Genomic DNA, 26,608 nt, shown 5'->3' with positions numbered 1-26,608 from the left:
TTCTTCAAATTCTTTCCCACTGAAACCCGATAAAGAATTGATACATCTGTCGACCCTCTTATGCTCCGATCATGCCATATCCAGCTTATCTACCTAAATTCCTCTGCAAAATTATAGAAACGACAGACCGAAGTAAGATGGATGAATCCTGGAGAAAGGTGGTCGAGAATGAAGAAAAAATCGGAGCTTACGTATCCAACGCGTTTAGATATATCTTACTCGTATTTTTTGCCTTTCAACTTTTGGCAAATTTGCATACTGGAAACGCATGGATTAACGGTATCGGCATCAGCTTATTCACCGTCATAACCGTTGGACATAGTGTCATCATTCGGACCTGCCCTCGCTGGGCAATTTCCGTTTATTCGTACATTGCTCTCGTGTCGGATTTTGTGATTATTTCCGGCGTATTGATTTCATACACATTCTTAGCGAGTCCGGACAATCTAGGTTTCGCTTTAAAAAATCCCATTCAAAGCTTCTTCTTTTTCCCCCTAGCATTTTCACTCGTACAATTTCGTTTACGCTTAGTCCTTCTTAGTGTAATGCTCTATTATACGTTCTATTTCGGCTTTTTCGCATATGCAGCGTATTTGGGCAAAATCACCTACGCTGTCGACTGGAAAGATTACGTGATGGGACCGAATCTTCTACTGGCTGATGCATTCACAGGCCGCCCTTTAGTCTATTTAATCCTAGCTTTTTTCTTTTGTTTCGGAATATTAAGAACTCTGATTATGATTCGAAGAATCGGAGAGGCAGAAGCTCAGAGAAGTTTACTTTCCCGCTATTTTTCGCCCGGGATGGTTACCGAGATGATGGCTAATCCGGACGTACTCACCGGCAGGAGGCAGACCGCAACTATTCTATTTACCGATATTCGGAACTTTACTGCTCTTTCGGAAAACATGGATCCTATCGAGCTCGGTAAATTTCTTTCATCGATCCGTGAAACATTGACGGAATGCGTTTTTGAATTCGGAGGCACGCTGGACAAATATATAGGAGACGCCGTTATGGCGACGTTCGGAACCCCGTACCCGTCCGACGATCCGGCTGCAGACGCAATCAAGGCTCTCAGCTGTGGGAAACGAATGTTAGAACGCTTGGGTGATTTTAATGCTAAGCGAATGGCAAACGGATATCCGCCGGTAAGCATCGGTATCGGAATTCATACGGGGGAAGTATTTTCAGGAAATATAGAAACAAGCCAAAGAGCCGAATTTACCGTTATCGGAGACGCAGTAAATACTGCCTCTCGAATCGAATCTTTAACCAAGAATTTCGGGAAAGAATTCCTAGTATCCGAAGAAACCTGGAAACTTGCGGGCGCGAATTTTAACGGAGAAACACTTCCACCGATTCAAGTGAAAGGAAGAGAAAAATTGGTCACCGTTATTGCGGTAGGAATATGATAGATGCCGGCCGCAGAGGAAATTCAGTTCAGAAAGCCGAAAGGACTTAGCGAGTTCTTCCTCATAACGGATATAGGATTTATTTTATATTGGGGAATCACCTCCATAAAAATCATCCCGGATGAATTTTTATTCAAAGATTATAGCGACCCGATTTTAAATGCATGGAATTGGTCCTTCTTGCCGTTGGATCTTTTCATCTCGTTTACCGGATTAGCAAGTTTATATTTATTTAATAAGCGAAATTCAGTTTGGAAAAATCTTGCGATCCTGTCCTTAGGATTCACGATTGCGTCCGGTATTCAAGCTATTTCGTTTTGGATCATCCGCGGAGACGTTTCACTTTTATGGTGGGCGCCCAATATATATTTAATTTTTTATCCTTTGTTCTATGTTCGATTTTTATTAAAAAATTGATCTTGCTGCCGGAATCCCGGAAGTCGCTTTAGTTCGTTCGGTACTGGAAAATCCCCACCCTTCCTGGGCGGGGGCCGGTGCGGTGGTACCCGCGAGAAAGACCGTATTTCACAAAATCAACGGTTTTACAATTCATTTATTCGGCAAATTTGTGTAGGAGTTCCTACAAATTCGAAGCATGGACTTTTAGCAAAGAAAGCGGAAAAAAATTATGAATGGCGTTCATTTAATAGAAACAAAGGCGCCGCCGAAACTATAGGCGGCGCTGGGAGTGAAAGGCTTCGCAGATTTCGAAAGATGAAACTTTCGATGGTACCTACTTCACTCCGGCCTTTTGTAATTCTTTCCCCAATTGGCCGGTAATGGTGTAGAAGAACATACGCCAATCACTTAAAAAAGATTTTATAGGATACGTAAACGTCGCCGGACGGTTCTTCTCTACAAAGAAATGTCCGATCCAAGCAAATAAATAACCGCTAAATAACGCTCCGAGCAAATACCAAGGATTTAAAAAAGCAACCGCGGATATTATCCATCCCAATGCGATCGAGGTACCGATAAAGTGCAAGATACGATTCAATTTATTGGAATGTTCTCTCAAATAGAACGGCCAAAATTCTCCGAGTGTTGTATAATTAGTTTCTTGAGACATGAAATACTCCAATTTGTATGATACTCTTATTTCGATCTATTCGCAACCTTAAATCGATCTCGAATTCACAATATAAATCATTTGTTATAAAAAGTGAATTACGGAGATCGGATCTAAAGGATCATATATTCCAGTAAGATTTCAGATTCAACTACTTCTGGGTGGAATCCTAGGCCTTACACCGAACCTTTCTTGATACTGTTCGTTCGCCTTCCCGTTCGATCAAAGGCAGCAAAGCTCTCGGATTCTTGCATAAGACTCGCATCTTGTTATAGTATGCGATTATTCAAATCGAAATAAGATCTAAAAAACTAACGGAGTCTCTCCGAGAAACAAGTTCATTCCAATAAAAATTTACGTCCTGACAGAATAATAAAGCCCACCGTTCTTACCTCCCTTTGCAATGTTTAGAGTTTTAACCCCTTATAGGGTTAGTAACGGAATTTCTCTGCAAGAACGCGGATCCAGTTCTTGGATCCCAAGCTGGCGGTCTTTAATTGAGAATCATTAGTGTCCTTAAAATCGGTCCTTGATTTGCATCTTTTATGCTGATTCGATTTTTTTTGAAAAAATAAGGCTTGTTCCCGATTTCTTTCCTGGATTTAAATTAAAAAAAATAGTGGCTTAAGGCTCAAAAAGAGACATATAAACCGGAAATTTAAGGGACGGACCCTTTCAATCCGGCACAAAAATCCTGATATTAATCATCGCATGAAAGCAACCAGAATGGGGAATTTAGGTCTTTACGGTCTTTTTAAGACTAAAATTAGCACTCTCTATCCGAAAGTGCTTGACGCCTTCCCGTATCCTAGTTTTTCCTAAAAGGAAGGCCAAGCACTCTACTAATCAAAGTGCTAAGGAATTATTTTAAATCTCAAAGGAGAAAAGTCTATGGCAATTAAACCACTAGGCGACCGCGTGCTAGTCGAACCGAAACAAGAAGCCGAAGAAAAAATCGGTAGCATCTTTGTTCCCGACACCGCGAAAGAAAAACCCCAAGAAGGAAAAGTAATCGAGGTTGGAAGCGGCCGTTACGAAGACGGCAAGCTCGTACCTCTCGAAGTTAAATCCGGAGACGTAGTTCTTTATGGAAAGTACTCCGGAACCGAGATCAAATCCGAAGGCAAAGAATACCTTATCATTCGTGAAAGCGATATTCTTGCAGTCGTGAAGAAGTAATCCGTAGGAGGAAATTAAAATGGCTAAAGTTATCGAATACGACGAAACAGCGAGACGCAAACTCCTAGAAGGAGTCAACAAATTAGCGAATGCGGTGAAAGTGACTCTCGGACCGAAAGGCCGCAACGTAGTCATCGACAAAAAATTCGGCTCACCCACCATTACTAAAGATGGCGTTACGGTAGCTAAAGAAATCGAATTGGAAGATTCGATCGAGAATATGGGCGCTCAAATGGTTAAGGAAGTATCTACCAAAACCAACGACGTTGCCGGAGACGGAACCACCACGGCGACGATTCTTGCTCAATCAATCATCAACGAAGGATTGAAGAACGTTACCGCAGGCGCTAACCCGATGGCTCTCAAGCATGGAATCGACAAAGCCGTAGCGGCTGCCGTCGAAAGCATCAAAAAGCGTTCCGTAAAAATCGAAAATAAAAAAGACATCGCGAACGTTGCTACTATTTCCGCAAACAACGACAAGGAAATCGGAAATCTAATCGCGGATGCAATGGACAAAGTCGGCAAAGACGGAGTCATTACCGTAGAAGAAGCAAAATCCATCGAAACTACTCTTGACGTAGTCGAAGGTATGCAATTCGACCGCGGATACATCTCTCCATACATGGTAACCGATCCTGAAGCGATGATCGCGACTCTGAACGATCCATATATCCTTATTTATGATAAAAAGATCGCGTCAATGAGAGACCTTCTTCCGGTTTTGGAAAAAGTAGCTCAAGCAGGACGCCCTCTTGTAATCATTTCGGAAGAAGTAGAAGGGGAAGCTCTCGCAACGATAGTAGTGAACACTCTCCGTAAAACGATTTCCTGCGTTGCGGTTAAAGCGCCCGGATTCGGTGATCGCCGTAAAGCGATGTTGGAAGATATCGCGATTCTTACCGGCGGACAAGTGATTTCCGAAGATCTCGGAATGAAACTGGAAAACGCAACCGTTCAACAACTCGGACGCGCTAAAAAAGTCATCGTCGATAAGGAAAATACCACCATTATCGAAGGACAAGGCGCTTCTAAAGACATCCAAGGTCGCGTAGGACAAATCAAGAAACAAATCGAAGATACTACTTCCGAGTATGATCGCGAAAAACTTCAAGAACGTCTTGCGAAACTCGCAGGCGGAGTTGCGGTCATTCACGTGGGTGCAGCTACCGAAGTCGAAATGAAAGAGAAAAAACATCGCGTCGAAGACGCTCTTTCCGCTACTCGTGCAGCAGTGGAAGAAGGTATCGTTCCAGGCGGCGGCTTGACTCTTCTAAAAGCTCAAGAAGCGGTAGCTTTACTCAAACTTGAAGGCGACGAAGCAACCGGGGCAAAAATCATCTTCCGTGCTTTGGAAGAGCCGATTAGAATGATCACTTCGAACGCAGGTTTGGAAGGATCGGTCATCGTCGAACAAGCTAAGACTAAGAAAGGAAACGAAGGCTTCAACGCTCTAACCATGGTTTGGGAAGATTTACTCCAAGCCGGAGTCGTCGACCCTGCGAAAGTAGTCCGCTTTGCTCTGCAAAACGCTGCGTCTATCGGTTCCATGATCCTAACTACCGAAGTTACGATCACCGACAAACCGGAAAAAGACGGCGGTGCGCCACCGATGGGTGGAATGGGCGGTATGGGAGGAATGGGCGGCATGATGTAATAAGCCGACCGTTTCTTTCGAAGCGTCCAAAAGCCGGAGAAGAAATTCTCCGGCTTTTCTTTTTCTAAATGCTTCTAAAATCGAATCCCGAAAATTCTACTATAGTTCTTACCCGCATTCGTCGTGTTACTATATAAGATTTGTAGAATGGAATATTTGCTATAATCCGTCTGCAACTCGTATTCCCAATCCCAAAGCAACCCTCCAATACCGGGTAACGCTAGAATTCCCATCGAACGATATCCCCTCTCCGGTCTGGCTCTGTAATAATATAAACCTGGACCGACGATCATCGCATCTTCTCCGGTCGAGATCGATTCGCTCCTGTAGTACAGCAGACCCAAGCCTACCATATCGTAACGACCATTTTTGCCGGAAGAAAAATATCCGAGCACCGGCGGAACATAAGTAGAAACTTCGTTCCCGTCTCGATGATAATAGTACGCGGGAAGGAAATTAGCGATACTTTCCTCTCCCGAACGTTTTAGACGAAGCCAAAGGAAATTCGCATCGGAGTAATCTTGGCCGGATTCATAACCTGCAATTAATCTACCTAGGACCGCCCAACGTGTTCGGTTTGCATCATATTCTCCGTGAAACAATCCTAAAAAGACGTTTACATTTCTTCTTTGAAGCGCCAATTCTCGATTCACGTCCAGTATTCCGGCAAATCCCCAACGATCCATTCCCTTATCGACATACGAATAGGATCCGAAAGCGAACCAAAAGCTGGAATCCGCACGACGATTGCGAATTACTAAGGGAAATATTCCCCAAGAATTCGAATTGGATCCGGTGATCGAATAGATCGGTCCGAAAATAAATCGGGAATGACCCGACTCGGGATCTCTGGCAAGATCGAAAAGTACCGCTAGATTGAAATGGAAGGAATTTCCTGCAGGCTTAGATTCCCGGTTATAATAAAATAAAGGAAATATATAATTCTTCGTAGAATCTCTTTTTCCTTTTTCGCTAATCGATTCCTGTCCGGCGAAAGAGATTAACGGAAAAATAGAAACACCGGTCGAATTCTCGTTCGTACTTTTATAACTATTATAGGAGATTAATTTAAAAAAACTGAATTCCTTGGATTCGGCGTCTGCTGCGGAAGCGAAACGGTTATAATAGAACCCCAGCCAAAATGCGGAGGTCTCCTTTTCAGAAGTGGAAGTATACAATGTCGGAAAAGGTAGCAAAAAGAAACTCGTAGCGATTTCCTCTCTTACATCGCCGCCCTTTCCGGTTGTCGAAAAAATACCGATCGGACTCACCGAAAGAGAATCCCATGATCCTGAAGTTTGCTCGGTTCTTTCAAAATAAAACGGAAGTCCCCAAATCGTTCTGCTCTTTATTCCTGCAATATTCGACTCGCTGTCCGAATAAAACGGATATAATGCAAAAGATGATTCCGAGGGCGATTTAGTTCTATTTCCGAGCAAAAGAATATTCAACGAATACGAATCCGGTTTTGAATCGTATCTAAATAGAATTGGAACCATGGTCTTATTACGAACGATCGCCTCCTTCTCCCTCTCGACCTCGGAAAAGTAGAACGGAAAAATCGACGTGGATTCCCTCCGCCCGGTAACGGAACTAGATATTTCGGACGAAACTAATCCGAACAGAGTCCAATAGGATCTATCCTTAGTTTTGCTAGAATAATACCCTAAGACGAACCTAGTCGTTTCGACCGAATCTTTATAAAAATACAAGGCCAGTGGAAATACGACATCCGTCCTTACTGCGTCCTTTTTCGACAAATCGGATTCTCTATATCGATAGTAGATCGGAGTCAGTAATTCGAAAGTCGAGGAAGAACCGTCTTTCTGTAGATAGCTGCTCGAGCTGAGCAAAAGTGGAATTAGCGTATTGGATCTAACAGATTCGTTCGATTCGGCGGTATCGGAAAAATAGAACGGAAATAAATTGGTTTTCGAGAATGTCGCAAATTGGGTTTTTACGGAGGAAGAAGAGAATAGTCCCAACACGTTCGTATATGTAGACCCAGGGTCCGAGGAGGAATAATAGCCGAGGAAGAAAAATCGACTCAAATCTTCGTTCCTTCTATAGTAGAGACCTAACGGAATCAGAAAATCGATTTTCGTCATCTTATCCTTCGATTCGCCCGGCGCCTTGGAACGATTATAATAATAAAGAGGAAATAGAAAACTAGTGTCGGAACCGCCTGAAATATCGCTGAATAAGCTGTAGTAAGACAATAAAGTCAGAACCTTAGAAGAATAATTTCCCCCGGCCCCTCCTTCAATCGAATCGTACTTACGATAATAGAAGGGGGCAAAAAGTTGATACCCTTCCCGTTCCTGATTACCCGAAGCGGAGGACGTCTTAGTCTCTCTCGAATGAAAAAGAGGCAAAAGAATCGAATGAAAGCTTGAAACTTCGGACCGAGGAGAAATATCTTTTTTACTATAATATAATATGCTTATGGTTCTATCCGAACTCGGAGACGAATCGTGGGCTACCAGCGGAAATATCCGGAACCCCCAAGTATTCGGCGAATAGTAGGTTCGGAAAAAAGGCCACAGCACCGAGTAATCCTTAGTATCCCCTTTCTTACCTCTTTGGAACCCGAAAATCATCCAAGCTTCTTGAAAATCGGCGGCATCATCCTGTCTAGCATAAAACGGGAAATAGACGTTATATTCTTGGTTCCCGATTTTACTTTTGAAGATCGGCGGTAAAAGCCAAATCGTAACCTTGTCCTTGGTCTCTTCCGACCAAGAATACCAAGCGAGAGGTAAAAGTCGGAAATGCCTTCGATCGTCTCCTCTCTCATAACTTAAAATCCCGAATAATGTGCTGAATCCGAAAAAAGATTTGGATGTATCGCGGGAAAGCGTTTTGTATTTTCTAAGTCCGTCTTCACTCGCGTCCGGACTCTGAGTCGAACCTGGAGCTACCGGGAGTTTCTTGTTGTTCAGCGGATCGGCGGGAACATTCTTGCTTTCGGTGAGCGGATTTTCTTGTTTTCGCTTCCACCACAAAATCGAATCTTTAGAAATGGATTCCCGATACGAAACTCTTACCAAATTATAAAACCAGGCAAAATCAGTGTCCAGATACAATTCTTTCTCGGTCATTCCGATCGAGGCCGAAGAGGATCCTTGCAATGTACTAAGAGATTTAGAGGAAGAAAAGCCCGCAATATTCAGATCGAGGGACTTGTCTTCTTCCTCGTATTTCAAATAGAAAGGCAAAAAGATGGATGCCTTGCTCTTAGGAGTATCCCAGAAATAGTAAATGGGTAAGAAAAACTGGGAACTTTCTTTTGCGACACGATCTTCCTTGGAAAAGTAAAGTACGGCCCAGGTTCGATCCAACTCCGGCGATCGCTTTACGTAATGAAAAATGCCGAACGAAGAGTAATCGTTTTCTTCGTATCCGAATCTAAAGAAGAAAGGAATGAAAACTCGAAAAACGTTTTTATTATGATAGTAAAGAGGAAATGCATATCCGTATCTTTGATTACCGGAACCGTCAAAACCTCTACCGCCTAAACCCAAAATATTCCAGTAGGATCCAGACTCGGAGTTTCCGGAAAAGAAGATCGGGTAAACCCGCAAACTAGATTCCCTCTCGCTATCTCTTATTTCCAATGGACCGAATAATGAATACGAACCCTTTGCATCTCTATTTCTGAAAAAAAGCGGAAAAAGATAGGAGTAAGAGACGTCCCCTTCCTTCCAGCTTCCGGCAATCCCGGCGAAATTCCAGTAGGAACCGATTTGCCATTTGCCCGAATAAAAAAGCGGGTAAATCCGAAAGGAAGCTTCGAGACCGTTGCTTTCTAATTCGACGGGGCCGTACAAACCGTAAGACCCGGTGCCAGAGTCCGAATTTAGAAAGAAAGGGAACAAATAAGAATACGTATCGCTCCCATCTTTTCCCTTTCCGGCTAATCCTGCAAAATTCCAGTAGGAACCTGTAGGCGAAGATCCTGAAAAATATAGCGGATAGATTCTAAATGTCGAACTCGGTCCCGTACTAGACATTTCTACAGGGCCGTAAAGATCGTACGAACTTTGCGCGGAGTTTGTCCGAAGAAAAAATGGAAACGCGTATGAGTAACCGTTTACGCCATCCTTTCCCGCTCCGAATAAACCGGCGAAGTTCCAATATGATCCCGTGGAAGAAACCCCTGAATAATAAAGAGGGTACACTCTAAACGAAGAATTCTGATCGACCGAGGAAAATTCGACAGGTCCATAAAGACTGTACGATGTTTGCGGAGATGAAGTCTTTACGAAGAATGGAAAAGCATATGCGTATCGATCCGAAGCGTCTTCTCCTTTTCCGAACAGGCCGGCAACATTCCAATATGAGGTCCCCGGAGAATTACCCGAGTAGTAAAACGGATAAATTCTGAAGGAGGAGGAAGATCCGTTTTTGGAAAATTCCACGGGACCGAATAAGGAATAGGATTCGTTATTCGATTCCGTTGTAACAAAAAAAGGAAACGCGTATAAATATTTGTCCGAACCGTACTCCCCTTTTCCGGCGATTCCCAAAAAATTCCAATACGATCCTTGGCGAGACGCACCCGAAAAATAAACGGGAAAGAAGGTAAAATAAGAATTTTTTTCGTAAAACAAAAAAGGGAAAAAATAGGCTCCGTTTAGAGAATCGTTTGGATCGGTATTCCAGCCGCTCAGATATAGAAAATTCGTTCGAGTCCCCGACTCTTTGGCGTAACCCCTAAAGAAAATAGGAGTAAACCAATTCGATCTGACAACTTCTCCGTTTCGCGCGGCCGTTACTTTAAACGATAATAATAAAGGAATTCCTGTTACTTCTTTCTTTTCCGGCTGTCCGAGAAGGGAGTTCTCCGACCAAGTTTGTAAATAGAACGGAGATAAAAACATTCCTTCCGTCCCGTCCTTACTGGAGTCGTAGGAAAATAGAGGTAATAAAGTTAAATGAGATTTCGATTTTCCCGAGCCCCAGTATAATAAAGGTAACAAAGCTCCGTAATCGGAATCTTGGTCCTTCCCGGTGTGAAAAATCAGAAAGTGAGTCCAACTCGAACTCTCCGTCGCATTTCTAAAGAAAAGAAGCGGAAGCATATATCGAAAGGAGTTTCTCCCTCCATTCGCAAACTCATGATTCTCCGCACCAGCTAAAGGCAGAAACGAAGGAAATCTGTATGTTTCCTTTTTATAATTCGTGTTTTGTTCGTAAGAGTAATAATGGAGCAGAGAGAGGTTAAAACTCTCCTTAATTTGGCCCTGGTCCACTTTTTGACTGAAGTATAAGGGAAAGGACCAAGATCGATAGGACGCGGAATTCTTATCTTTGAGATAATAATAGAACGGGTAAACCGTATATTCTTTAAACTGCGGATAATTGGTATAGCTAACGGCAAAGAAAGCGTCCCACGAAAAATGGTCCTGCCAGGATTCCACTTTCATGATGATCGCGCGAACCGGATATTTTTCCTCCTTCTCACTTCCGTAAATCGGTTTTCGCTCGCTAGTCAACTCGTCGAAAAAATCCTTGGGTTGCGCCTCCAGGATCGAATTGAAAAATAGATAGGAAGAAATAAGAATGAAACAGAATTTAAGAGCAAAATTTAAAAAAAATTTCATACAGCTTAGTCTTCAACGATTTCGATGAGTTTCTTTTTACCTTTCTCACCGTGAATTAATCGCACGCATCGTCGGGAAACTCCGAATTCTTCGGCGATAGCTGCAAGAACCGCGTCGTTGGCCCTACCCTCGATTGCGGGTTCCCGGACGGCGACGATCCAGGTCAGATCTTCCCCTTTTTTGATAAAGGGTTTTTTGGAATTCGGTTTGACCCTTACTTCGATACGCATGAGGGATAAAATCCGAAACGAACTCTAGCGTTTTCTTCGAAATTTACCAGCGATTAATCTTATCTCATCGATGCCCAAAAGCAGGCTTGTTCCCAGAAAAATTCCGCCGGAGAAGAGAACCGCAATCAAAACGGAAATTCTTGAAGAGTTTGCATATCCGAGACCTTCCGATTGCAGGAAAAGCAATAGAGAATCATGCAAGAAATATCTGTACAAAATTAGAATACCGCTCATTAAAAACAGAGGGAGAAAAAGACTCAGAGTCTTACGAACAAAGCCCCCCCATGGGAAGACGATTCCGTGCTTCATAAGGCTTCTGGATAAGAAGAGCCAAGTGGAGATCGAAGTCACTGCGGAAGCTAATGCAATCGCGGAATGCTTTAAATAGTAAATCAAAGAAAGATTCAGGAGCAAATTCAGCCCCAAGGACAAAGCCTGAACTTTCAACGGAGTCTTAGTGTCCTGAAACGCGTAAAAGGAGGAAATCAGTACTTTATTCATGCTGTAAAATGGGACAGCTACTGAATATAGAATGAGAGGCATCGTGGCGGTTTCCGTCGCGACATGATCCCATCTTCCTCCGTAATAAATTGAATCCAAGATCGGCCCGGCTAGGATTCCCATTCCAAGCGCTGCTGGTACAGTAAGAAAAGACGCAAATCCTAAAACCCCCAGCATTTCTCCCGGTACTTCCGAATGTCTGTCTTCTTTCAATGCGGAAAGTAGCGCCGGCAAAGTAGTTGTAGCCAAGGCCACGCCGATAATTCCGGTCGGAAGTTGAACCAGCCTTTGAGAGTAGTCTAAACTAACCACTGCGCCTAAACCCGGATTCGCGTTTTGAACCATGTTAGCGAGAAAGATATCCACCAACAAACCAAGCTGATAAAAACCTCCTCCTAATGCCGCAGGCAGCATAAGTTTAAAGATCTTTTTTATGGCGGGGTGTTTGTAGTTCCAAGACAGTATCGGGCCTTCGCCGTTTTTAGAGACGTACCAAACTTGAACGGACAATTGGATGACTCCGCCGAATATGATGGCAAAGCAGAGTATCCGAACCTTCGTCAGGAGATCCAACTCTAAAAAAGGAAAGATGCAAAGAAAGACGACTAGATAACTTAAATTTAATATAATCGGGGAAAGAGAAGGCACAAAAAAACGATTCTTGACGTTCGAGATCGCCATAAAGATCGACGATAAGCTGGCCGTAACGATCAAAAAAAATAATATATAGGTCAATTCTATTACAAGAGTCGAATATTCTTTGGAGCCTCCCACCAATAAGGGAATAGCTATCGGAGAAAGCGAAAATACCAGGAGAACGAATGCGAATAATATCAAGGCTAAGAAAACCAGAACCGCTCCGCTCATTCTTCGTGCGGCCTCTTCTCCCTCTTTACCGGCTTCGGAATAAAGAGGCATAAAGGATTGCGAAAGAGTTCCTTCAGCTAAAAGATTTCGGAACATATTAGGCAATCTATATGCGACCGAAAAGGCGGACGCAATCATGCCTGTCCCGAACGACACTGCCATAAAATGGTCCCTGAATAAACCTAGAATTCGGGAAAGTAAGGTATAAAAAGAAAGAGCGAAGCTACGAGTGGCTGCTTTGGACAAGGTTACCTGCTGGACCGGAAGCTTCCGGCGAGACTACAAGTCGTTCTAAGTAGCGAACTCCGCCCAACCTGTTCACGTCAAACTCAATTCCGCAAGCAGGACATTTGTATCTCCCTGAAAGTCGAATTCGTAAACGAGAATGACAACTCTCGCAATACAAAATTTTATCGGACGCCGAGCCTTTGAGTTTTTCCAAAGACTGCTCCAATTTCAGTTCGGAGCCGAACTCATCCTTTTTCGAAATAGAGTCTCGGTTACGAGTCGGAGAATCTTCGATGACCGAGGTTTTCCCCGCATCCGCAACGGGAATCGTTCTTATCTCGGGGATATGCACCGATTCATCATTCTTTTCAAAATTGGATTCGCTAGGAGCGGAATAAAATTGCAGAGGTTTCGTTTGCCTCAATGAGGCTATGGAATCCTCGGACGCATTATGCTTAGAACGTAGGTCTTCGATTTTTAAAGAGGATAGCCATTCTTCCGCATCTCGTTCAGTGGAAAAAATCGGCAAGGAAGTCGATAAGCCGAAAAGACCGAGTACGAGTTTGCATTCTTCATTCCAGCCGACAAACGCAATGTTCCCGCCGTTCTTTTGCAAAAAGGAATGTAATTCGGATAACGACCAAATGCCCTCCTCTTCCAAATATTGAATAGAGTCGCAAATCATTAAGAAAAGACGATCGCCTTCTTCCCAACGAGATTTTAAAAAACGAATCAAGTCGGGCGAAGAATGTGAATCCAGAGTTCCTTTCGGAACGATCCGTAAAATCTTATGAAAGCGAGAAGTCTTGAGTTCCAAGAAAGCCTATCCTAAATAAATCGCATCTAGAATCTCCGGCTTATCCAAACGTTGAGAGACTATCTCGGCGCTCGGGATCGGCATCGGTTTTTCCAGAACTTCCGTTTTTGCGGGAACATGTCTTTGTACCTCCGCAACCGGAGTTGTAGGGGAAGATTGCTGAGAAGCGGCTGGTTGACTTCCGGCTTGCCATCGAACCGGGCCTTCAGTCTGAGCAAAATCGACTTTTTCCCAAAGAGGAGGAGAGGAAGAAGTTCGTGCGCTACTAGATACCGCCGAAGTGTTTGCTTGCGCAAACCCTGAACCGGCGCTTTTAATAAGAAGATGTACCAACCCGATTACTAAGGCACAGATCAAAGCAATCCATGCGTTATTCTGAGCTATCCATAGAAAAAGATCCGTTTGCGTATGTACGAATTGCCCGAAATTTCCTCGTTCATAAGTCATAAACAATGAAGCGACTCTTTCCAATTTCTGGGGATGATAAACTCCCATGGATAATAAAACGTCCGGTTCAAGAATTTCCGGAAAGATAGGAGCCACGGTTTTCAATACTGGCTCATCCGAAGAAACATTTCGTTTTCCTAGTAATACGGGAGTTCCCACCTGCCATTTCCTAAGCCGATGTGCGATCGTGAATGTGGGAGAAAGAAATTTGACTTCCGGTTTTCTCTTCTTTATGGGATCTTCAACATAGTCTTCGTTTGAGGAAGCCAGAACGATTCCGGTATCATTTACGACAGAAATATCTTTGATCCGAAATCCGTCCTTATCTTCGGAAGTCACTTTGACTAGTCGCGCAAATGTAAAATTCAAATCCGCTAATTTCTCGCCTTCCAATTTGCTTTCCGTGGATTTAGAAAGGGAACTGATCGTATCCCTCGCGCGATGGTCTGACGAAATTTTCAGCTGATCGAAGGAAGCCAAAGAGGATTCCAAAAAGGACCAGGCGGAGGCACCGATCGCAATTCCTTCGCAAACGATGAGAGCAAAAATAAAGAATAGAACGTGTTTAAAAGTCTGCACCTGATAACCTCTCTTCCTAAGAATCGGTCGTAACGACTGATTCTCTAAAGGAGAAAAAGCGACCCTCCGCTATTCTTTATCCCCCAGTGTTAAGCAGAGTTGATTCGATCAGAGGGAAATAGCTTTTTCCCTGAGGAGCTTTTCTTGAATTATTCTTTGAAATTCTGAAATCCAGTGCCTTCGTTTTTCTGAGCTCGAGTCCAAACCAAGTTTAGCTATGGAAACCATGTTTCTCCAATCCCCACCGCAAGGATGAATACATCTAAATGCGGAAAAATCATTAGATACATTGAGTGCGATTCCGTAGCTGGTAAACCAGGACTTGAATAGAACTCCGATCGAAAGAATTTTACGTTCAGGGTCGGTTGAAAGGTACAATCCAGGTAAATCCGACCGCCGAATTAGATCCAAATTCCAAACTATTTTTACTGCTTCCATGGCGGAAGAAAGCGCCGCATCTAAGAAATTAGTAATCGTAAGACCCCGCCCTTTCAAATCGATATGAAAATAAGTAACGATTTGCCCCGGTTCATGGGCGGTAAAATCCCCTCCTCGTTTGATATAATGGAGAGCGATGCCGTTTTTAGATAGGAATTCCGGGTTCTGAAGAAGGTTACCGATATTATAATTGATCCCGGCGGTAATCGTGGGAGGGTGTTCTAAAAATAGAATGTTTTCCTTTCTTTTTGCCCTCGCCTTCTCCTGAAAGAGAATATATCTTTCATAGGGGACCGGGCGCCTAAGGGAAATTGCCTGTACCACTATAACATTACAATGGAAAAGCTACTCGAAGTCATCTCCTTTATCTTACAAAGATCGCCCTCTGGACGCAATCGCCAGGAGTTGGCAAAACTAATTTATTTAGCGGATGGTGTCTTCTTCCAAAAATACGCCAAAATCATCACAGGACAGAAATACATTCATTTAGAAGATTCTCCCTACGCTATGGAATTGAATCAGGCGTTGCTTCATTTGAAAGAAAACCGTCTAATAGATGTACTGCCAAAATTGACCGAGACGGGGATTGCCGGATATCTGCTGATTTGGGTCGGCCCTGCTCATGAAGAGGAAATCGACTTAAATCGCCAGGAAAAACGGATTTTGAGGAAGGTATTGGAGAATTTTAAAGGGAAGGTTTACGACGAAAATCGAGTTTACCCGAATCTTTATGAAAATTACGTCATCACTCCTCTTTTCTCGGAAATTAAATTTAACAAAGATACAATGAATACTAAAATCCATTTCTTTAAGAGAAAAACGCTTTTGAATATCTCCGGCAAAATATTTAAGGTACTTTTTAGCGAGTAGCTAAGGCGGGAAACATGCTTATAACGGTTTGTAAAGGCAAAATACACCGCGCGACGGTTACGGACGCAGACCTCAATTACGAGGGGAGCCTAACCGTAGATATGGATTTGGTGGATGCTGCCGGAATGTTTCCCTACGAAAAGGTATCCGTCGTTAACGTAAATAACGGGGCGAGATTCGAGACATATCTGATCGAAGGCAAACGCGGTTCGGGAGAAATTTGCCTGAATGGGGCTGCCGCACGTCTCGGCATGAAAGGCGATAAGGTAATTATCATCTCATACGGTTCCTTGGAGGAAAAAGAACTTCCTAAGGGATACCAGCCTAAAGTCGTCCTAGTGGACGAAAAAAATCATATCAAAAAGATCTGACCTGGACCTCTAAAAAGGGTCAACATTCTCGCTGGACGAATTTTCCGATCCGGTTAAAATAGAAAAATATTTCAAGAGAAGACTTAAACCCGGCGAGTTTTTCCTAAAAAACCGGAAGTTCCGGCTAAGTTTCGGGGATTATTGGTCGATATTTAATTTGAAGAACCGTATTGGGATCAGTACACGCATGAAATCCGTTGCAAAATTCTCCTTCGCCTTAGTATTATTTATCTTAGGTACCGCCGCATCCGGGCAGAACGCGGAGAAGCCGACCGCTGCTAATTCCGGTTCCGGGGTGGAATTCTACCCTCTCGCTTATTACGACGATCGATTGCTCGTTAAGGAAGTTTCCTTTTTCCGCAGACATTCAGATAACGGAAAAGGGGAATTCGTGGACGTTATGATCGAATTGGAAAACAGAGATTTCGATCCTGCAAACTTTTCCATTTACGTTCTTGCTTTAAATGAAACATCCACCGCCAAAGTAGACGACCATCGCGAATTAGTCCCATTTCCAAAATGGCGTACTTATGATGTGGAAGAAGATGTAAAAGTAGTAAACTTTCACAATTTAATGCCAAGTCCAGTGGACAATAAAGTTGTCTGGGGAGACCAACGTTATAATGAAATCAAGAAAAAGTACGAAGATAAATTGGTCCGCGGTGAAAAAGCGAAGTTAGGAAATCCTTCCTTTAACGAACTCGTTCATTACTTGACCAATAATCCTCAGACCGCATTGCCGATCACACTTTACGGGGAAGCTGGCCCGACCAAAGATAAGGTACTGATCAGCAATTTTGTGGCACAAACTCCGGAAGACCTCCAAAAGCAGCGTCACGAGTCGTTAAGCAAACATACTTATACGATCTATAACGCAAAATACAAGACCACGATCTTTTCTCACCACTACACCGAATATCGTCCAGGTTACTTCACTTTCAATAAAATAGCCGTATTGATCTTTAATCCACAAAAGGAAAAGAACAAGCTAGTTTATCGTAAAATTATAGACATCAATGGGTTAAAGCTAGTGAATTGATCGCGACCGAAGGCAAAGTTGGAAATAAAAAAAGGACCTAAAAAGGTCCTTTTTTTATGAGTTCGCGCAGTAACTGAGCGCTATGATTAATATGATTAAAGTTTAGAAGAATCCCTAGGTTTTCGGTATCGATCGATACTCCCGGGAACAAAGCGAGTAGACCACTGGTCTCGGTTGATATGCTTTTCTACCCAACCTTTTCCATGGTCCCAACGACCATCTGAGAGAAAATCAAAGAAATAGGAAGAATTCATGTACCGGTAGGAATCCATGATATCTAAAATATCGCGTTTTTCCGGTTCATCCTGGGGGGCGTCTTCGTAATAGAAGCTGCTATCCATTCATCTATACCCTACCTGTCTCCTTAGCTCTGTCCATCCTTATTTACCTAATGAGAACATAAAAAAATCAAACTTCTAGGTTGATTTTCAGGAGAATCAAAGCTCTTCGCCCGAAACTTTTGAAAACGGGATATCTTCCTCAGAACGCTCAGGAAGTGGCCACAAAAAAGGCAAATTCCTTTGGCCTTTGTCGGGATGCAGTGTCTTTTTACGCAATTGTCGGGTTCCTGCACGCCTCATGCCCTTTACGACCCGGAGCTTCTCCGCTTCTGCAAGAAGACCGTCTAACCGATTCTCCAAAAAGTATTGGAGTTCCTTTTGGAGATCTTGGTTAGACGCGCCGTCTGCAAGTTTCAATCCGTCTTTTTCCTGGTCTCCATCCATTTCCATTCGGCCTCCTGTAGAAAAAAGTATATCCTTTCTCCCGGACAAACGGTTCCGAATCGGATTCCGGCGATCGCATTTTTTTTCTTGCGAGTGCGAGGTTCCAACCTAAATTTGAGGCGAATGTTGAATGTCTCAGAATATGCGGATTCGCTTTCCACAGGGAAAGAAATTGATATCGAATATAGATTTATTTCCGATGAGGACCACCAACAGATTTACTTGCTCTTATTGCAAATTCTCGGACATTTGGACCGTCTTTTTCTCACGGAAGTAATCTCCACGATTCTAAAAGAGCTTCTGATGAATGCTAATAAGGCCAATGCAAAGAGAATCTTCTTTTTGTCGGAAGGTTTGAATATTTCCGATTCGGTTCAATACCAACGTGGAATGAAACGATTTCAAGAGGAGATCATTCACAAATGGGACGAACAGGAACCGGTCTTGAAAGGTTCTAATTTTTCGGTTCGTCTACGCGCCAAAATTCTGAATCAAAATTTGATTTTTCTAGTGGAAAATGATGCCCCCCTTCTTCGGCAGGAATCCGAACGAATCAAAGCTCGACTAGAATCCGCCAGTAAATTCAACGATTTATCGGAAGCCTTCCTTACCATGGCGGATAGTCAAGAAAGCGCCGGACTTGGAATCGTTCTCATCCAACTTCTTTTAAAAAATTCGGGAATTGGAATCGATAAGTTCAAGATCGAATCCGACGGGAAAATGACTCGAGCGACTTTAGTGATTCCGAAACAGATCGTTCCGTTGGAAGTCACGACAAAATTGAAAGATCGAATTTTCACCGAAATTGAAGGACTTCCCCCGCTTCCCAATACTCTTACGAAAATCATCAGCCTTTGCAATAACGCCGATTCTGATATGGGAGTGATCGCAAATGAGATAGAAAGAAATCCGGCTCTCAGTGCAGACCTTCTTAAACTTTCAAACTCCGCCGGTTTTGCGAGCCGGAACAAAGTAAATACGATCGTTCAAGCAGTCAAGGTCGTCGGTCTCAAAAACGTTAGAAACCTTCTCTATGTTTCAGGCGTCAGAAAAATTATGGAAGGACGATATACCAAGCTGCAAGAGGTTTGGAATCATTCCAACCTAACTAGCTATTTAGCTCGACAAGTTTCCCAAAGAGCGGGTCTCGTTAAGCTAGCGGATATAGCCGCCGCAGGAGCATTACTCCATGATTTAGGTAAGTTCGTTTTGCTTGCTCTCGATCCGAATCTATTCAGAAAACTGAGCGCATTCCAAAAACATCGAGACTTAACCAATTCTACGATCTTTGAAGAAATCTCGATCGGAATATCTCATCCAACACTCGGAGGAATGCTAGCTCGGAAGTGGGATTTTCCGCCTGACCTCGTCAATATGATAGAGTTTCATCATCGTCCTTTCATGACGTACGGAACGATTTACGCCGACCTAGTCGAAACAGTATATCTTGCAAATATGATGAGTGATTTTACGGAACGGAAAGTCTCTTATTATGCCGTCGACTCTAATATCCTTCGCAAGTTCGAACTGGACGATAAACAGAAGTTTGAAGAGACTTGCGAAAGATTGACTAAGGCTTACGAGATCGCGAATGAAGAAAACTGAGCAATCACTGTTAAATCTGAAAGGAATCCGGTTCTTTCGCTCCGGAACGCCGATTTTAGAAGGAATCGATCTAAGAATCAACCCCAACGAGCATTGGGTTTTATTAGGTAGAAACGGCGCAGGTAAGACGACTCTTGTCAATTTAATTTATGGAACGGACTGGCCGACTGCTGGGCGAATCGAATTGTTCGGAGAGGCGTTCGGAGAGGTGCCCATCCAAGAATTGAGGAACAAAATCGGCATTTTAGATTCGTCCCAACAGGAAAGCGCTCTGCAAAGAAGCTTAACCGTGTTCGACGTACTTCTTACCGGTTTCTTTCATACTATCGGGTATTATCGAGACCCTGACGCTTGGGAAGAAAAGGAAGCGGATCGCATTCTAGAAGAACATGGAATGGGGGCAAAACGCAAACAGTTGTTTCGAACTCTTTCCTCCGGAGAAAAGAAGAAGGTTTTGTTTTTGAGAGCGATGTCAACATCCCCGGATTTCGTTATACTTGACGAGCCTTGCTCGGGATTAGATTTAACGGCTCGCGAAGAGTTCATCGATTTTTTGGACGGTTATAAGAAGAATCGAAACTTTACTTCGATCTATATCACGCATCGCTTGGACGAAATTCCGCCGTTTTACGAGCACGCTGCGCTTTTAAAATCCGGAAAAATTTTATATTCCGGTATGATAGGCGAAGCGTTCACCTCGGAAAGGTTAACGAATCTCTACGACCGCAAAGTTCTAGCGGAAAATCGAAACGGAACCTGGGTCGCCATTGCCGATCGATCTTAAAAAGAATCTAATTATAAATACTCCGCATAATCGCATTCCGGAAACCGCGAACAGATGAAATATTCCTTTTTTTTGGAGGATCGTTTCCGAATTCTCTGACCTTTTCCGCATACCGGACAAATGCCGTAACCTAGTGCAGTCTTGGATGTTTTTTTCCATTCAGAGGAAACCGATTTTATATCGGCGCCCTTTAGAACCGTCTCTAATTTCGAGTAAAAATCGGTAAGTAACTGAGCTCGAGAAACCGAACCCTCCGCGACATGATCCAATTTCATTTCCATATCGGCCGTAAATCCGTCTCGAAACAAATCCGGAAAGGCTTTTTGCAGGAACGAATTCACTTTTTCTCCGAGATTGGTGGCTAAAATCCCGATTTTATCCCGGATAGCATAATTTCGTTTATAAAGAGTTTCTAATATATTTGCATATGTGGATGGTCGACCTATCCCTTCCTTTTCCATCTTCGCAACTAGAGTCGCTTCGGTATAGCGAGGAGGAGGTTCCGTAGTTTTCTTTTGCATCTCCCATTTTGTAGGAGATAGTATTTCTCCGACCTTCCAGAGAGGTAGGATTTCCTGAGTAGCTCCGTAAACGATTCTGTATCCCGGAAATTCCGTCCGTTTTGTCTCTCCAATCCATACTTCGGAGCACGCGTCCGCCTGAAACTGGATTCGAATCCAGGTTTCCGGTTTCATTTGGGAGGCGAGAGATCGTTTCCAAATCAATTCATATAGCTTCTTCGCGTCTTTATTCAAAGAACGTTCGGCAAGATGTTGAATGTCTTTAGGAGTTAAAGTGGGGTCGACTGGACGTATGGCTTCATGAGCGTCTTGCGTCTTCCCTTTCGTCTTTCTTTCCCTGTGAGACAAATCTTCCGACGATACAAATTCCGCGCCAAAGGATAGGATAGCCTCTTTTTTGAGAGCGAGTCGAGCCTGAGTGGAAATCCGAGCCGAATCGGTTCTCATATAAGTAATTAAGCCTTGGCGTTTTCCGTTTCCGAGATCTACTCCTTCGTATAGAGACTGAGCCAATTTCAACGTCTTTGATGCCGGAAATTTAAAAAAACGGAATGCTTCTTGTTGAAGACTAGCGGTAGTAAAAGGCGCAGGTGGGAGAGTTTTTCCCTTTTTTTCGGAACGATCTATAATCTTTAATTCTGCATTTTGGTCTAAAAGATTTTGCAAAGAGGTTACGCATTCCTCTTCGGTTTCGAACGCTCCGTTCTTCCGGTGAAATAAAATAAAATCTTCTTTCTCCGGCGAAAAATGAACTTTTGCAATCACCTCCCACGAATCCTTGGGTAGAAAAGCTCTGATAGTAGCCTCCCTCTCGCAAATCCATTTCAAAGCAACGGACTGAACCCTACCCGCCGACAACCCGGAAGAAATTGCCTTCCATAGAAAAGGGCTAATTTTGTATCCAATCAATCGATCTAGGATCCTTCGAGTGACCTGCGATTCCACCAAGCGAGAATCGATGTCGATCGGATGAGATACTGCTTCTAAAACCGCAATTTTACTGATCTCCCTGAATTTGACTCTCTTCACCGACGCAGGCTTGCCGATTCTCTCGGATAAGATGGATCCGATAAATTCTCCCTCTCGATCCGGATCGGTAGCTATGAAAATCCGATCGGCAGCCTTAGCCGCTTTCAAAATCTGAGCCAAAACTTTTTTCTTGCCAGGTAAGAGCTCATACTCGGGTAAAAAATCATGAGAGATATCCACGCCTAATCGATCCGAAGGTAGATCCACAAGATGGCCGAAAGTCGCTAGAATTTGAAAATCGTCACCTAAGTAGGAGGACAAAGTCCGAACTTTCGTGGGAGATTCTACGAGTAAAAGTTGAGGCATCGTAAGACGTGTCGATAAAGTCGACCCGCCTGTACTTTTTAGAAGGGACCTAGGCTTTCAATCAAATATCCGTCCGGATATGTAGGGTTCTTTCGTTTAGTAACGAAGAACGGTTTCCTTCGCGGCGGCCAAAAATATCGGAGAACAAAAGCCCTCAGTTTAAAGGAAACAATCGTGACCCATTGCAACAGAAAATTAGGATTCGGAAATCCCATTGCAGCTCTCAATGGAGCGTCCATTAAGGAAAATAAAACTTGAGAGACTAAAAAGGAAAGTCCTGGAATTTTAGGCAATCTTCCTACTGCAATCCGTAAAGTTGCCGTTCCTAATCTTACTCCTTCAGGCGTCTGTTTAAAATTCTTGGATTCGAAAGTCCGATTAAAATCTTCCATCTGTTCATATGTCTTCGGCAGATCTTTGATATTCATCAATTCACCGATCCGTCTCCACAGATAGAAATTGGCTAATTTTTCCTGATGCGAACTTTTTCTCCAACCAAACCGGGAATTCCAGCGAGAAGGTTCAAAAATAAAAGTGGTAAGAGTATAGAGAAAGTCTTCGTTCTTAATTTTATATTGCTTATGAATTTGATTCATGCGACGAATCGCTCTTCGACCGTTTTCGCTATCCAATCCGTTTTCCAAAAATTCTCCTAAGACGAGAGTAGTATCATCATATCGTTTTTGGCCGAAATTTTCGAACTGCTTGGTTTCATCTAGGATCTTCGCGATGGAAGGAATCGCGTAAGTGCGAAAAAATGCCAATGCCAAAGAAATTTCCACATCCTGTGGGAAATCGTAGCTGCCGGAAAGAAATGCGATTCGATGAGCATCTTTCTCCGGATCCAGCTTTCCAATTTCTCGTAAAATTCGTAATCGATCAAACATCTATATTCCCGTCTCTTCTCATCACCGTGAGAAATCATTTACAAAAAGCTAATCCTAAATGGAACGTCGATTGCACAAGAATTTTTCTAAATACGCGATAGGTTGGATAGCAAACGACCACCTTGCCACCAGGTAATTACTTTTATATAAAAGTAATTACCTGGGTCTGAATTTGAAAAAGTTTTGGTGCCCGCCCCTCCTGGGCGGGGGCCGGTCGGTGGTACCGCCGCAGCCGAATGAAACAAGCCGCTTAACACAAATTGCGATTATTGAAAATCCTTTTTCTACATTTGTTTGTGTAGGAGGTCCCACATTTTTTTTATTTCGGACTTAGATTGACAGTCGCCTGTCTTTCTGATAAAAGTTTTATTTCTGAAAAACCGCCCCCATCCCCCACCCAGGAAGGGTGGGCCCTCGCTTTTCACAATAAACCGATCAAATCGATTCAATCTCGAATCCAAGAAGGACAAAAAAAACCCGGCTACTGCCGGGATTTCGTAGGGCTTTTTTAAGGCGAATCACCGTCGACTTATTTGTCGCGGCAAATTTAATTTAACCGTTAGAAGGAACCGGAAACAAACCTTCAATAGAAAGATATCTCTCTCCGGTATCATAATTGAAAGTAAGAACCGTTGAACCTTCTGCAATATCCGGTAGTTTTTTAGCTACGGCGGCAAGCGAGGCCCCGGAAGAAACTCCCAAGAAAATTCCTTCTTCGCGTGCAGCACGCAAAGCATATGCAAAAGCTTCATCTTTGGATACTTGGATGACTCCGTCTAATAGATCCACATGCAGGTTTTTAGGAATAAATCCAGCGCCGATTCCTTGAATCGGATGGGGTCCCGGTTTTCCTCCCGAAATAACTGGAGAAGCCTCCGGTTCTACTGCATAGACTTTTGTTTTCGGAAATTTCTCTTTCAGAACTTTCGCAACGCCGGTGATGTGACCGCCCGTTCCGACTCCGGTGATCAGTACATCTACCCCGTTCGGAAAATCTTTTAAGATTTCAGCGGCAGTTGTCTCTATGTGAACTTGAATATTGGCTTCATTTTCGAACTGCTGGGGCATCCATGAATTATGATTCTCGGACACAAGCTGCTTCGCACGCTCGATCGCACCAGGCATTCCTTTTTCTCGGGGAGTAAGATCAAATTCTGCTCCATAGGCCGCCATGATTCTTCTTCTCTCGACGCTCATTGATTCGGGCATAACGAGAATCAATCGGTATCCTTTTACGGCCGCGACTAGCGCCAGTCCTATTCCGGTGTTTCCGGAAGTAGGTTCGATGATCACGGTATTTTTCGTTAATTTTCCACTCTTCTCCGCGTCTTCGATCATAGAAAGAGCAATACGATCTTTAATAGAACCGCCGGGGTTAGATCGCTCAAGTTTAGCGTAAACGGAGTGTTTTGAATCGAAGAGACGATTAATCTTCACATGAGGAGTATTTCCTATAGTCTCTAAGATATTATTTGCTTTCATTGCTTGTTCCTACCTTTCCAACTTTGATTCCGGTCATTTGCTACTATATTGGAAACAGTTTTCAATATATCAAATATTTCAATAAAAAAAAGGACCTGCCTGCGATTTTTCGACCTTTTCCCCATACTTTCAAATATCTTTCTGCACTAAATTCATAAGAAAATCGGATTTGAGTGATACCGTTACAGAATATTCTCAATCCTTCAACTACAACGAGACTCATTAGATTAAACTGTCTTTAGCACAATTCCCGCCAAAAATGCCTCCACCGTAGGTCCCCATTCTAATTCTAAACCTTTGAAAACGGCATACAAAGTGGAAATATGAACGTTAGAATCTCCGGGGGTTGCCGCATATCCACGTATCTCTTTCCCCCTAACTTCTAATGATGCTAAAGGAAAAACCGCGTGAGAAAAGATTCTACCATACAATCCTCGGTCCCGTCCCGATGAAAAAATCGAGTTCGTTGATATCAGGTCAGTAACGGAAAGAAATGGATCCGTCTGAATTTTATTAATCACGTCCTCCAATTTTATTTCTCGCTTCAACTTGAGTCGGAACCGAATCAAATGCATATACGGTGAGTTAATCGTTATTGAAGAAGAACTCAAACTGATTTTAAAACCAAGACTAGCATAAACTTCGTTGAGGAGTCTCCCATGATGCGTTCCGGTCTCCGATTCAGGTAAGACTAATAAAGGCCCGGTCACGTGGGGATCGTTTTTAGCCATATCCGCGTCTCGTCGAATCACGAAGAAATCTGCCTCTTCCAAAATGGAAGGAAGTTCGGTCGCATTTCGTCCATAAAACGGACGAAGTATTCCGGCTAACGTGTGAGTATTGCAAGTAGAGATATGTATGAATCTATGAATTTTTTTTTCAAGAATAACCGCATTCTCAGGATAAAGAAACTGAGGACCGAATTTATGTTCGCTTCCCTGCGCTACGAATAATCGAATCCTATCATACAAAGCGGACTCATATTCAGGAATTCTATTTTCCGCAACGCCTGGCGGAGAAGAATCGCATAGAACATAAGAATTTTGAAGCGCTTCCTGCTTCGGTATCCATTTAGGAAAAAAGTTCCGAACATGATTTTCTCCGTCATCGACTAACTCGGCCCCCTTTTCTAAAAGAGAAAGAATTTGAGGTATCTCCGCCTTCCCGAGTTGATACGGTTCTACAAAAACGCGAAAACCTCCAAACTTAGCCTTTATCAACAATAAAATCGAGGCTAAAGGCCATCCGATCACGCCTGTGCCGCGTAGATAGACCCCGAGATTTCTTGGGGTTTCGTAAGAGTCAGGCATTTTTGTAAAAACTCGGCCGGGAATAATAAGGATCGTTCATATAATTCGTTTTGTATTTCACGTAATTCCCCGTAGTTCTTGTGATGATCTCTCGCTCCTTTTCGGTAATATCTCTTACGATCTTAGCTGGAGATCCCATGACCATCACTCCGGATGGAATAATTTTCCCGGGTGTGACCAGCGCACCGGCTGCAACAAACGAGTATTCGCCCAACTCGACTCCGTCCATGACGGTCGCTCCCATTCCGACGAATGAAAAATTCTTTAAAATGCATCCGTGAATTGTGGCTCTATGACCGATGGAAACATTATCTCCGATTTCGACCGGATATACATCTCTCGCTACATGTACAACCGTCATATCTTGGATATTCACATTCTCGCCTATGCGAATATAATTTACGTCTCCTCTTACAAGCGTCTGGAACCAAATGGAAGAATTCTTACCGATCGTAACGTCTCCGACTATTTGAGATCCCGGAGCTAAAAAAACGCTATCGTGGATATCCGGGCGTTTTCCCAAATATTCTAAAACCATTCCATATCCGCGTGCATCGCTCATCATGAAGAAATTCTCCCGATCCTTTCATTTCCATTTTCCAGCCCGTTAAGTCAGTCCACAAGTCGAAATTCCTTTTGACCGACT

General features: G+C 43.2%; 23 protein-coding genes. 9 read left to right on the top strand and 14 right to left on the bottom strand.

What is annotated here, in order from left to right; all coding sequences use genetic code 11:
• Positions 1-137 precede the first annotated feature (137 nt).
• Both LEP1GSC050_RS02140 and LEP1GSC050_RS02135 read left to right on the top strand, forming a co-directional pair.
• Positions 138-1,415: an adenylate/guanylate cyclase domain-containing protein gene (locus tag LEP1GSC050_RS02140; protein WP_010569423.1), complete on the top strand. Its 1,278-nt coding sequence runs from the start codon at positions 138-140 to the stop codon at positions 1,413-1,415.
• Positions 1,416-1,418: 3 nt separating this feature from the next.
• Entirely contained in the window at positions 1,419-1,832 is a 414-nt protein-coding gene (locus LEP1GSC050_RS02135) for a DUF5360 family protein (protein WP_010569422.1), read from the top strand.
• Positions 1,833-2,148: 316 nt separating this feature from the next.
• On the opposite strand, the gene LEP1GSC050_RS02130 is transcribed toward LEP1GSC050_RS02135, so the two are convergent.
• Complete coding sequence (locus LEP1GSC050_RS02130; protein WP_010569421.1) at positions 2,149-2,484, bottom strand: DUF962 domain-containing protein; 336 nt, start codon at positions 2,482-2,484, stop codon at positions 2,149-2,151.
• A gap of 891 nt (positions 2,485-3,375) precedes the next feature.
• On the opposite strand from LEP1GSC050_RS02130, the gene groES reads away from it, so the two are divergent.
• Together groES and groL are read left to right on the top strand one after the other, a co-directional pair.
• Entirely contained in the window at positions 3,376-3,663 is a 288-nt protein-coding gene (gene groES / locus LEP1GSC050_RS02125; protein WP_010418648.1) for a co-chaperone GroES, read from the top strand.
• A 19-nt stretch (positions 3,664-3,682) separates the two neighbouring features.
• Complete coding sequence (gene groL / locus LEP1GSC050_RS02120) at positions 3,683-5,320, top strand: chaperonin GroEL (protein ID WP_010569420.1); 1,638 nt, start codon at positions 3,683-3,685, stop codon at positions 5,318-5,320.
• 74 nt (positions 5,321-5,394) lie between these two features.
• Here groL and LEP1GSC050_RS02115 read toward each other — a convergent pair whose 3' ends face one another.
• The 6 genes from LEP1GSC050_RS02115 to lipB form a co-directional block, all read right to left on the bottom strand.
• Positions 5,395-10,926: an LA_1737 family protein gene (locus LEP1GSC050_RS02115; RefSeq protein ID WP_020987019.1), complete on the bottom strand. Its 5,532-nt coding sequence runs from the start codon at positions 10,924-10,926 to the stop codon at positions 5,395-5,397.
• Between the two features lie 5 nt (positions 10,927-10,931).
• Positions 10,932-11,156 carry a DUF167 domain-containing protein gene (locus tag LEP1GSC050_RS02110; protein WP_010569418.1) on the bottom strand — a complete coding sequence of 75 codons (225 nt, stop codon included), beginning with the start codon at positions 11,154-11,156 and terminating at the stop codon, positions 10,932-10,934.
• Between the two features lie 24 nt (positions 11,157-11,180).
• Positions 11,181-12,770: a murein biosynthesis integral membrane protein MurJ gene (murJ, locus tag LEP1GSC050_RS02105; protein WP_010569417.1), complete on the bottom strand. Its 1,590-nt coding sequence runs from the start codon at positions 12,768-12,770 to the stop codon at positions 11,181-11,183.
• Positions 12,748-13,569 carry an STAS domain-containing protein gene (locus LEP1GSC050_RS02100; protein WP_010569416.1) on the bottom strand — a complete coding sequence of 274 codons (822 nt, stop codon included), beginning with the start codon at positions 13,567-13,569 and terminating at the stop codon, positions 12,748-12,750. Before LEP1GSC050_RS02100 ends, murJ begins: the two co-directional genes overlap by 23 nt.
• 6 nt (positions 13,570-13,575) lie before the next feature.
• Complete coding sequence (locus LEP1GSC050_RS02095) at positions 13,576-14,595, bottom strand: LIC_12071 family protein (protein ID WP_010569415.1); 1,020 nt, start codon at positions 14,593-14,595, stop codon at positions 13,576-13,578.
• A gap of 108 nt (positions 14,596-14,703) precedes the next feature.
• Complete coding sequence (gene lipB / locus LEP1GSC050_RS02090; RefSeq protein ID WP_010569414.1) at positions 14,704-15,357, bottom strand: lipoyl(octanoyl) transferase LipB; 654 nt, start codon at positions 15,355-15,357, stop codon at positions 14,704-14,706.
• 12 nt (positions 15,358-15,369) lie between these two features.
• Between lipB and LEP1GSC050_RS02085 the strand changes: the two genes are divergently transcribed.
• From LEP1GSC050_RS02085 to LEP1GSC050_RS02075, 3 genes are all read left to right on the top strand, one after another.
• Positions 15,370-15,903 carry a type II toxin-antitoxin system antitoxin SocA domain-containing protein gene (locus LEP1GSC050_RS02085; RefSeq protein WP_010569413.1) on the top strand — a complete coding sequence of 178 codons (534 nt, stop codon included), beginning with the start codon at positions 15,370-15,372 and terminating at the stop codon, positions 15,901-15,903.
• Between the two features lie 14 nt (positions 15,904-15,917).
• On the top strand, positions 15,918-16,274 hold the full coding sequence (gene panD / locus LEP1GSC050_RS02080) for an aspartate 1-decarboxylase (RefSeq protein ID WP_010569412.1): 357 nt from the start codon (positions 15,918-15,920) through the stop codon (positions 16,272-16,274).
• 187 nt (positions 16,275-16,461) lie between these two features.
• Positions 16,462-17,313, top strand: coding sequence for a hypothetical protein (locus tag LEP1GSC050_RS02075; RefSeq protein WP_010569411.1), 852 nt, complete (start codon positions 16,462-16,464; stop codon positions 17,311-17,313).
• 95 nt (positions 17,314-17,408) lie between these two features.
• Here LEP1GSC050_RS02075 and LEP1GSC050_RS02070 read toward each other — a convergent pair whose 3' ends face one another.
• Both LEP1GSC050_RS02070 and LEP1GSC050_RS02065 read right to left on the bottom strand, forming a co-directional pair.
• Positions 17,409-17,654, bottom strand: coding sequence for a hypothetical protein (locus LEP1GSC050_RS02070; protein WP_010569410.1), 246 nt, complete (start codon positions 17,652-17,654; stop codon positions 17,409-17,411).
• A gap of 96 nt (positions 17,655-17,750) precedes the next feature.
• On the bottom strand, positions 17,751-18,044 hold the full coding sequence (locus tag LEP1GSC050_RS02065; RefSeq protein WP_040910922.1) for a hypothetical protein: 294 nt from the start codon (positions 18,042-18,044) through the stop codon (positions 17,751-17,753).
• 117 nt (positions 18,045-18,161) lie between these two features.
• Between LEP1GSC050_RS02065 and LEP1GSC050_RS02060 the strand changes: the two genes are divergently transcribed.
• Positions 18,162-19,643: an HDOD domain-containing protein gene (locus LEP1GSC050_RS02060; protein WP_010569408.1), complete on the top strand. Its 1,482-nt coding sequence runs from the start codon at positions 18,162-18,164 to the stop codon at positions 19,641-19,643.
• On the top strand, positions 19,630-20,427 hold the full coding sequence (locus LEP1GSC050_RS02055) for an ABC transporter ATP-binding protein (RefSeq protein WP_010569407.1): 798 nt from the start codon (positions 19,630-19,632) through the stop codon (positions 20,425-20,427). Before LEP1GSC050_RS02060 ends, LEP1GSC050_RS02055 begins: the two co-directional genes overlap by 14 nt.
• Before the next feature lie 11 nt (positions 20,428-20,438).
• Here LEP1GSC050_RS02055 and topA read toward each other — a convergent pair whose 3' ends face one another.
• The 5 genes from topA to LEP1GSC050_RS02030 all read right to left on the bottom strand — a co-directional run bounded on the left by topA (position 20,439) and on the right by LEP1GSC050_RS02030 (position 26,527).
• Complete coding sequence (gene topA, locus LEP1GSC050_RS02050) at positions 20,439-22,283, bottom strand: type I DNA topoisomerase (RefSeq protein WP_010569406.1); 1,845 nt, start codon at positions 22,281-22,283, stop codon at positions 20,439-20,441.
• Between the two features lie 38 nt (positions 22,284-22,321).
• Complete coding sequence (locus tag LEP1GSC050_RS02045; RefSeq protein ID WP_010569405.1) at positions 22,322-23,170, bottom strand: oxygenase MpaB family protein; 849 nt, start codon at positions 23,168-23,170, stop codon at positions 22,322-22,324.
• 552 nt (positions 23,171-23,722) lie between these two features.
• Positions 23,723-24,652: a cysteine synthase A gene (gene cysK / locus LEP1GSC050_RS02040; protein ID WP_010569404.1), complete on the bottom strand. Its 930-nt coding sequence runs from the start codon at positions 24,650-24,652 to the stop codon at positions 23,723-23,725.
• 227 nt (positions 24,653-24,879) lie between these two features.
• Entirely contained in the window at positions 24,880-25,962 is a 1,083-nt protein-coding gene (locus tag LEP1GSC050_RS02035) for a hypothetical protein (RefSeq protein WP_020986923.1), read from the bottom strand.
• Complete coding sequence (locus LEP1GSC050_RS02030; protein ID WP_010569403.1) at positions 25,955-26,527, bottom strand: gamma carbonic anhydrase family protein; 573 nt, start codon at positions 26,525-26,527, stop codon at positions 25,955-25,957. Before LEP1GSC050_RS02030 ends, LEP1GSC050_RS02035 begins: the two co-directional genes overlap by 8 nt.
• Positions 26,528-26,608: the final 81 nt, after the last annotated feature.

The sequence above is a fragment of the Leptospira broomii serovar Hurstbridge str. 5399 genome (assembly GCF_000243715.2).
Taxonomy (GTDB): Bacteria; Spirochaetota; Leptospiria; order Leptospirales; family Leptospiraceae; genus Leptospira_B; species Leptospira_B broomii.
Note: the sequence above shows the minus strand (reverse complement) of the source record. Positions and strands in the feature narration are given on the sequence as shown.

Bases quoted from the DNA above. Each gene is read 5' to 3' on its own strand.
- groL (WP_010569420.1), top strand. From the start codon at position 3,683: ATGGCTAAAGTTATCGAATACGACGAAACAGCGAGACGCAAACTCCTA.
- LEP1GSC050_RS02075 (WP_010569411.1), top strand. From the start codon at position 16,462: ATGAAATCCGTTGCAAAATTCTCCTTCGCCTTAGTATTATTTATCTTA.
- LEP1GSC050_RS02140 (WP_010569423.1), top strand. From the start codon at position 138: ATGGATGAATCCTGGAGAAAGGTGGTCGAGAATGAAGAAAAAATCGGA.
- cysK (WP_010569404.1), bottom strand. From the start codon at position 24,652: ATGAAAGCAAATAATATCTTAGAGACTATAGGAAATACTCCTCATGTG.
- topA (WP_010569406.1), bottom strand. From the start codon at position 22,283: ATGCCTCAACTTTTACTCGTAGAATCTCCCACGAAAGTTCGGACTTTG.
- LEP1GSC050_RS02055 (WP_010569407.1), top strand. From the start codon at position 19,630: ATGAAGAAAACTGAGCAATCACTGTTAAATCTGAAAGGAATCCGGTTC.
- LEP1GSC050_RS02130 (WP_010569421.1), bottom strand. From the start codon at position 2,484: ATGTCTCAAGAAACTAATTATACAACACTCGGAGAATTTTGGCCGTTC.
- LEP1GSC050_RS02060 (WP_010569408.1), top strand. From the start codon at position 18,162: ATGTTGAATGTCTCAGAATATGCGGATTCGCTTTCCACAGGGAAAGAA.
- LEP1GSC050_RS02065 (WP_040910922.1), bottom strand. From the start codon at position 18,044: ATGGAAATGGATGGAGACCAGGAAAAAGACGGATTGAAACTTGCAGAC.
- LEP1GSC050_RS02045 (WP_010569405.1), bottom strand. From the start codon at position 23,170: ATGTTTGATCGATTACGAATTTTACGAGAAATTGGAAAGCTGGATCCG.
- panD (WP_010569412.1), top strand. From the start codon at position 15,918: ATGCTTATAACGGTTTGTAAAGGCAAAATACACCGCGCGACGGTTACG.
- LEP1GSC050_RS02135 (WP_010569422.1), top strand. From the start codon at position 1,419: ATGCCGGCCGCAGAGGAAATTCAGTTCAGAAAGCCGAAAGGACTTAGC.
- LEP1GSC050_RS02035 (WP_020986923.1), bottom strand. From the start codon at position 25,962: ATGCCTGACTCTTACGAAACCCCAAGAAATCTCGGGGTCTATCTACGC.
- LEP1GSC050_RS02070 (WP_010569410.1), bottom strand. From the start codon at position 17,654: ATGGATAGCAGCTTCTATTACGAAGACGCCCCCCAGGATGAACCGGAA.
- LEP1GSC050_RS02030 (WP_010569403.1), bottom strand. From the start codon at position 26,527: ATGATGAGCGATGCACGCGGATATGGAATGGTTTTAGAATATTTGGGA.
- LEP1GSC050_RS02115 (WP_020987019.1), bottom strand. From the start codon at position 10,926: ATGAAATTTTTTTTAAATTTTGCTCTTAAATTCTGTTTCATTCTTATT.
- LEP1GSC050_RS02085 (WP_010569413.1), top strand. From the start codon at position 15,370: ATGGAAAAGCTACTCGAAGTCATCTCCTTTATCTTACAAAGATCGCCC.
- LEP1GSC050_RS02110 (WP_010569418.1), bottom strand. From the start codon at position 11,156: ATGCGTATCGAAGTAAGGGTCAAACCGAATTCCAAAAAACCCTTTATC.
- groES (WP_010418648.1), top strand. From the start codon at position 3,376: ATGGCAATTAAACCACTAGGCGACCGCGTGCTAGTCGAACCGAAACAA.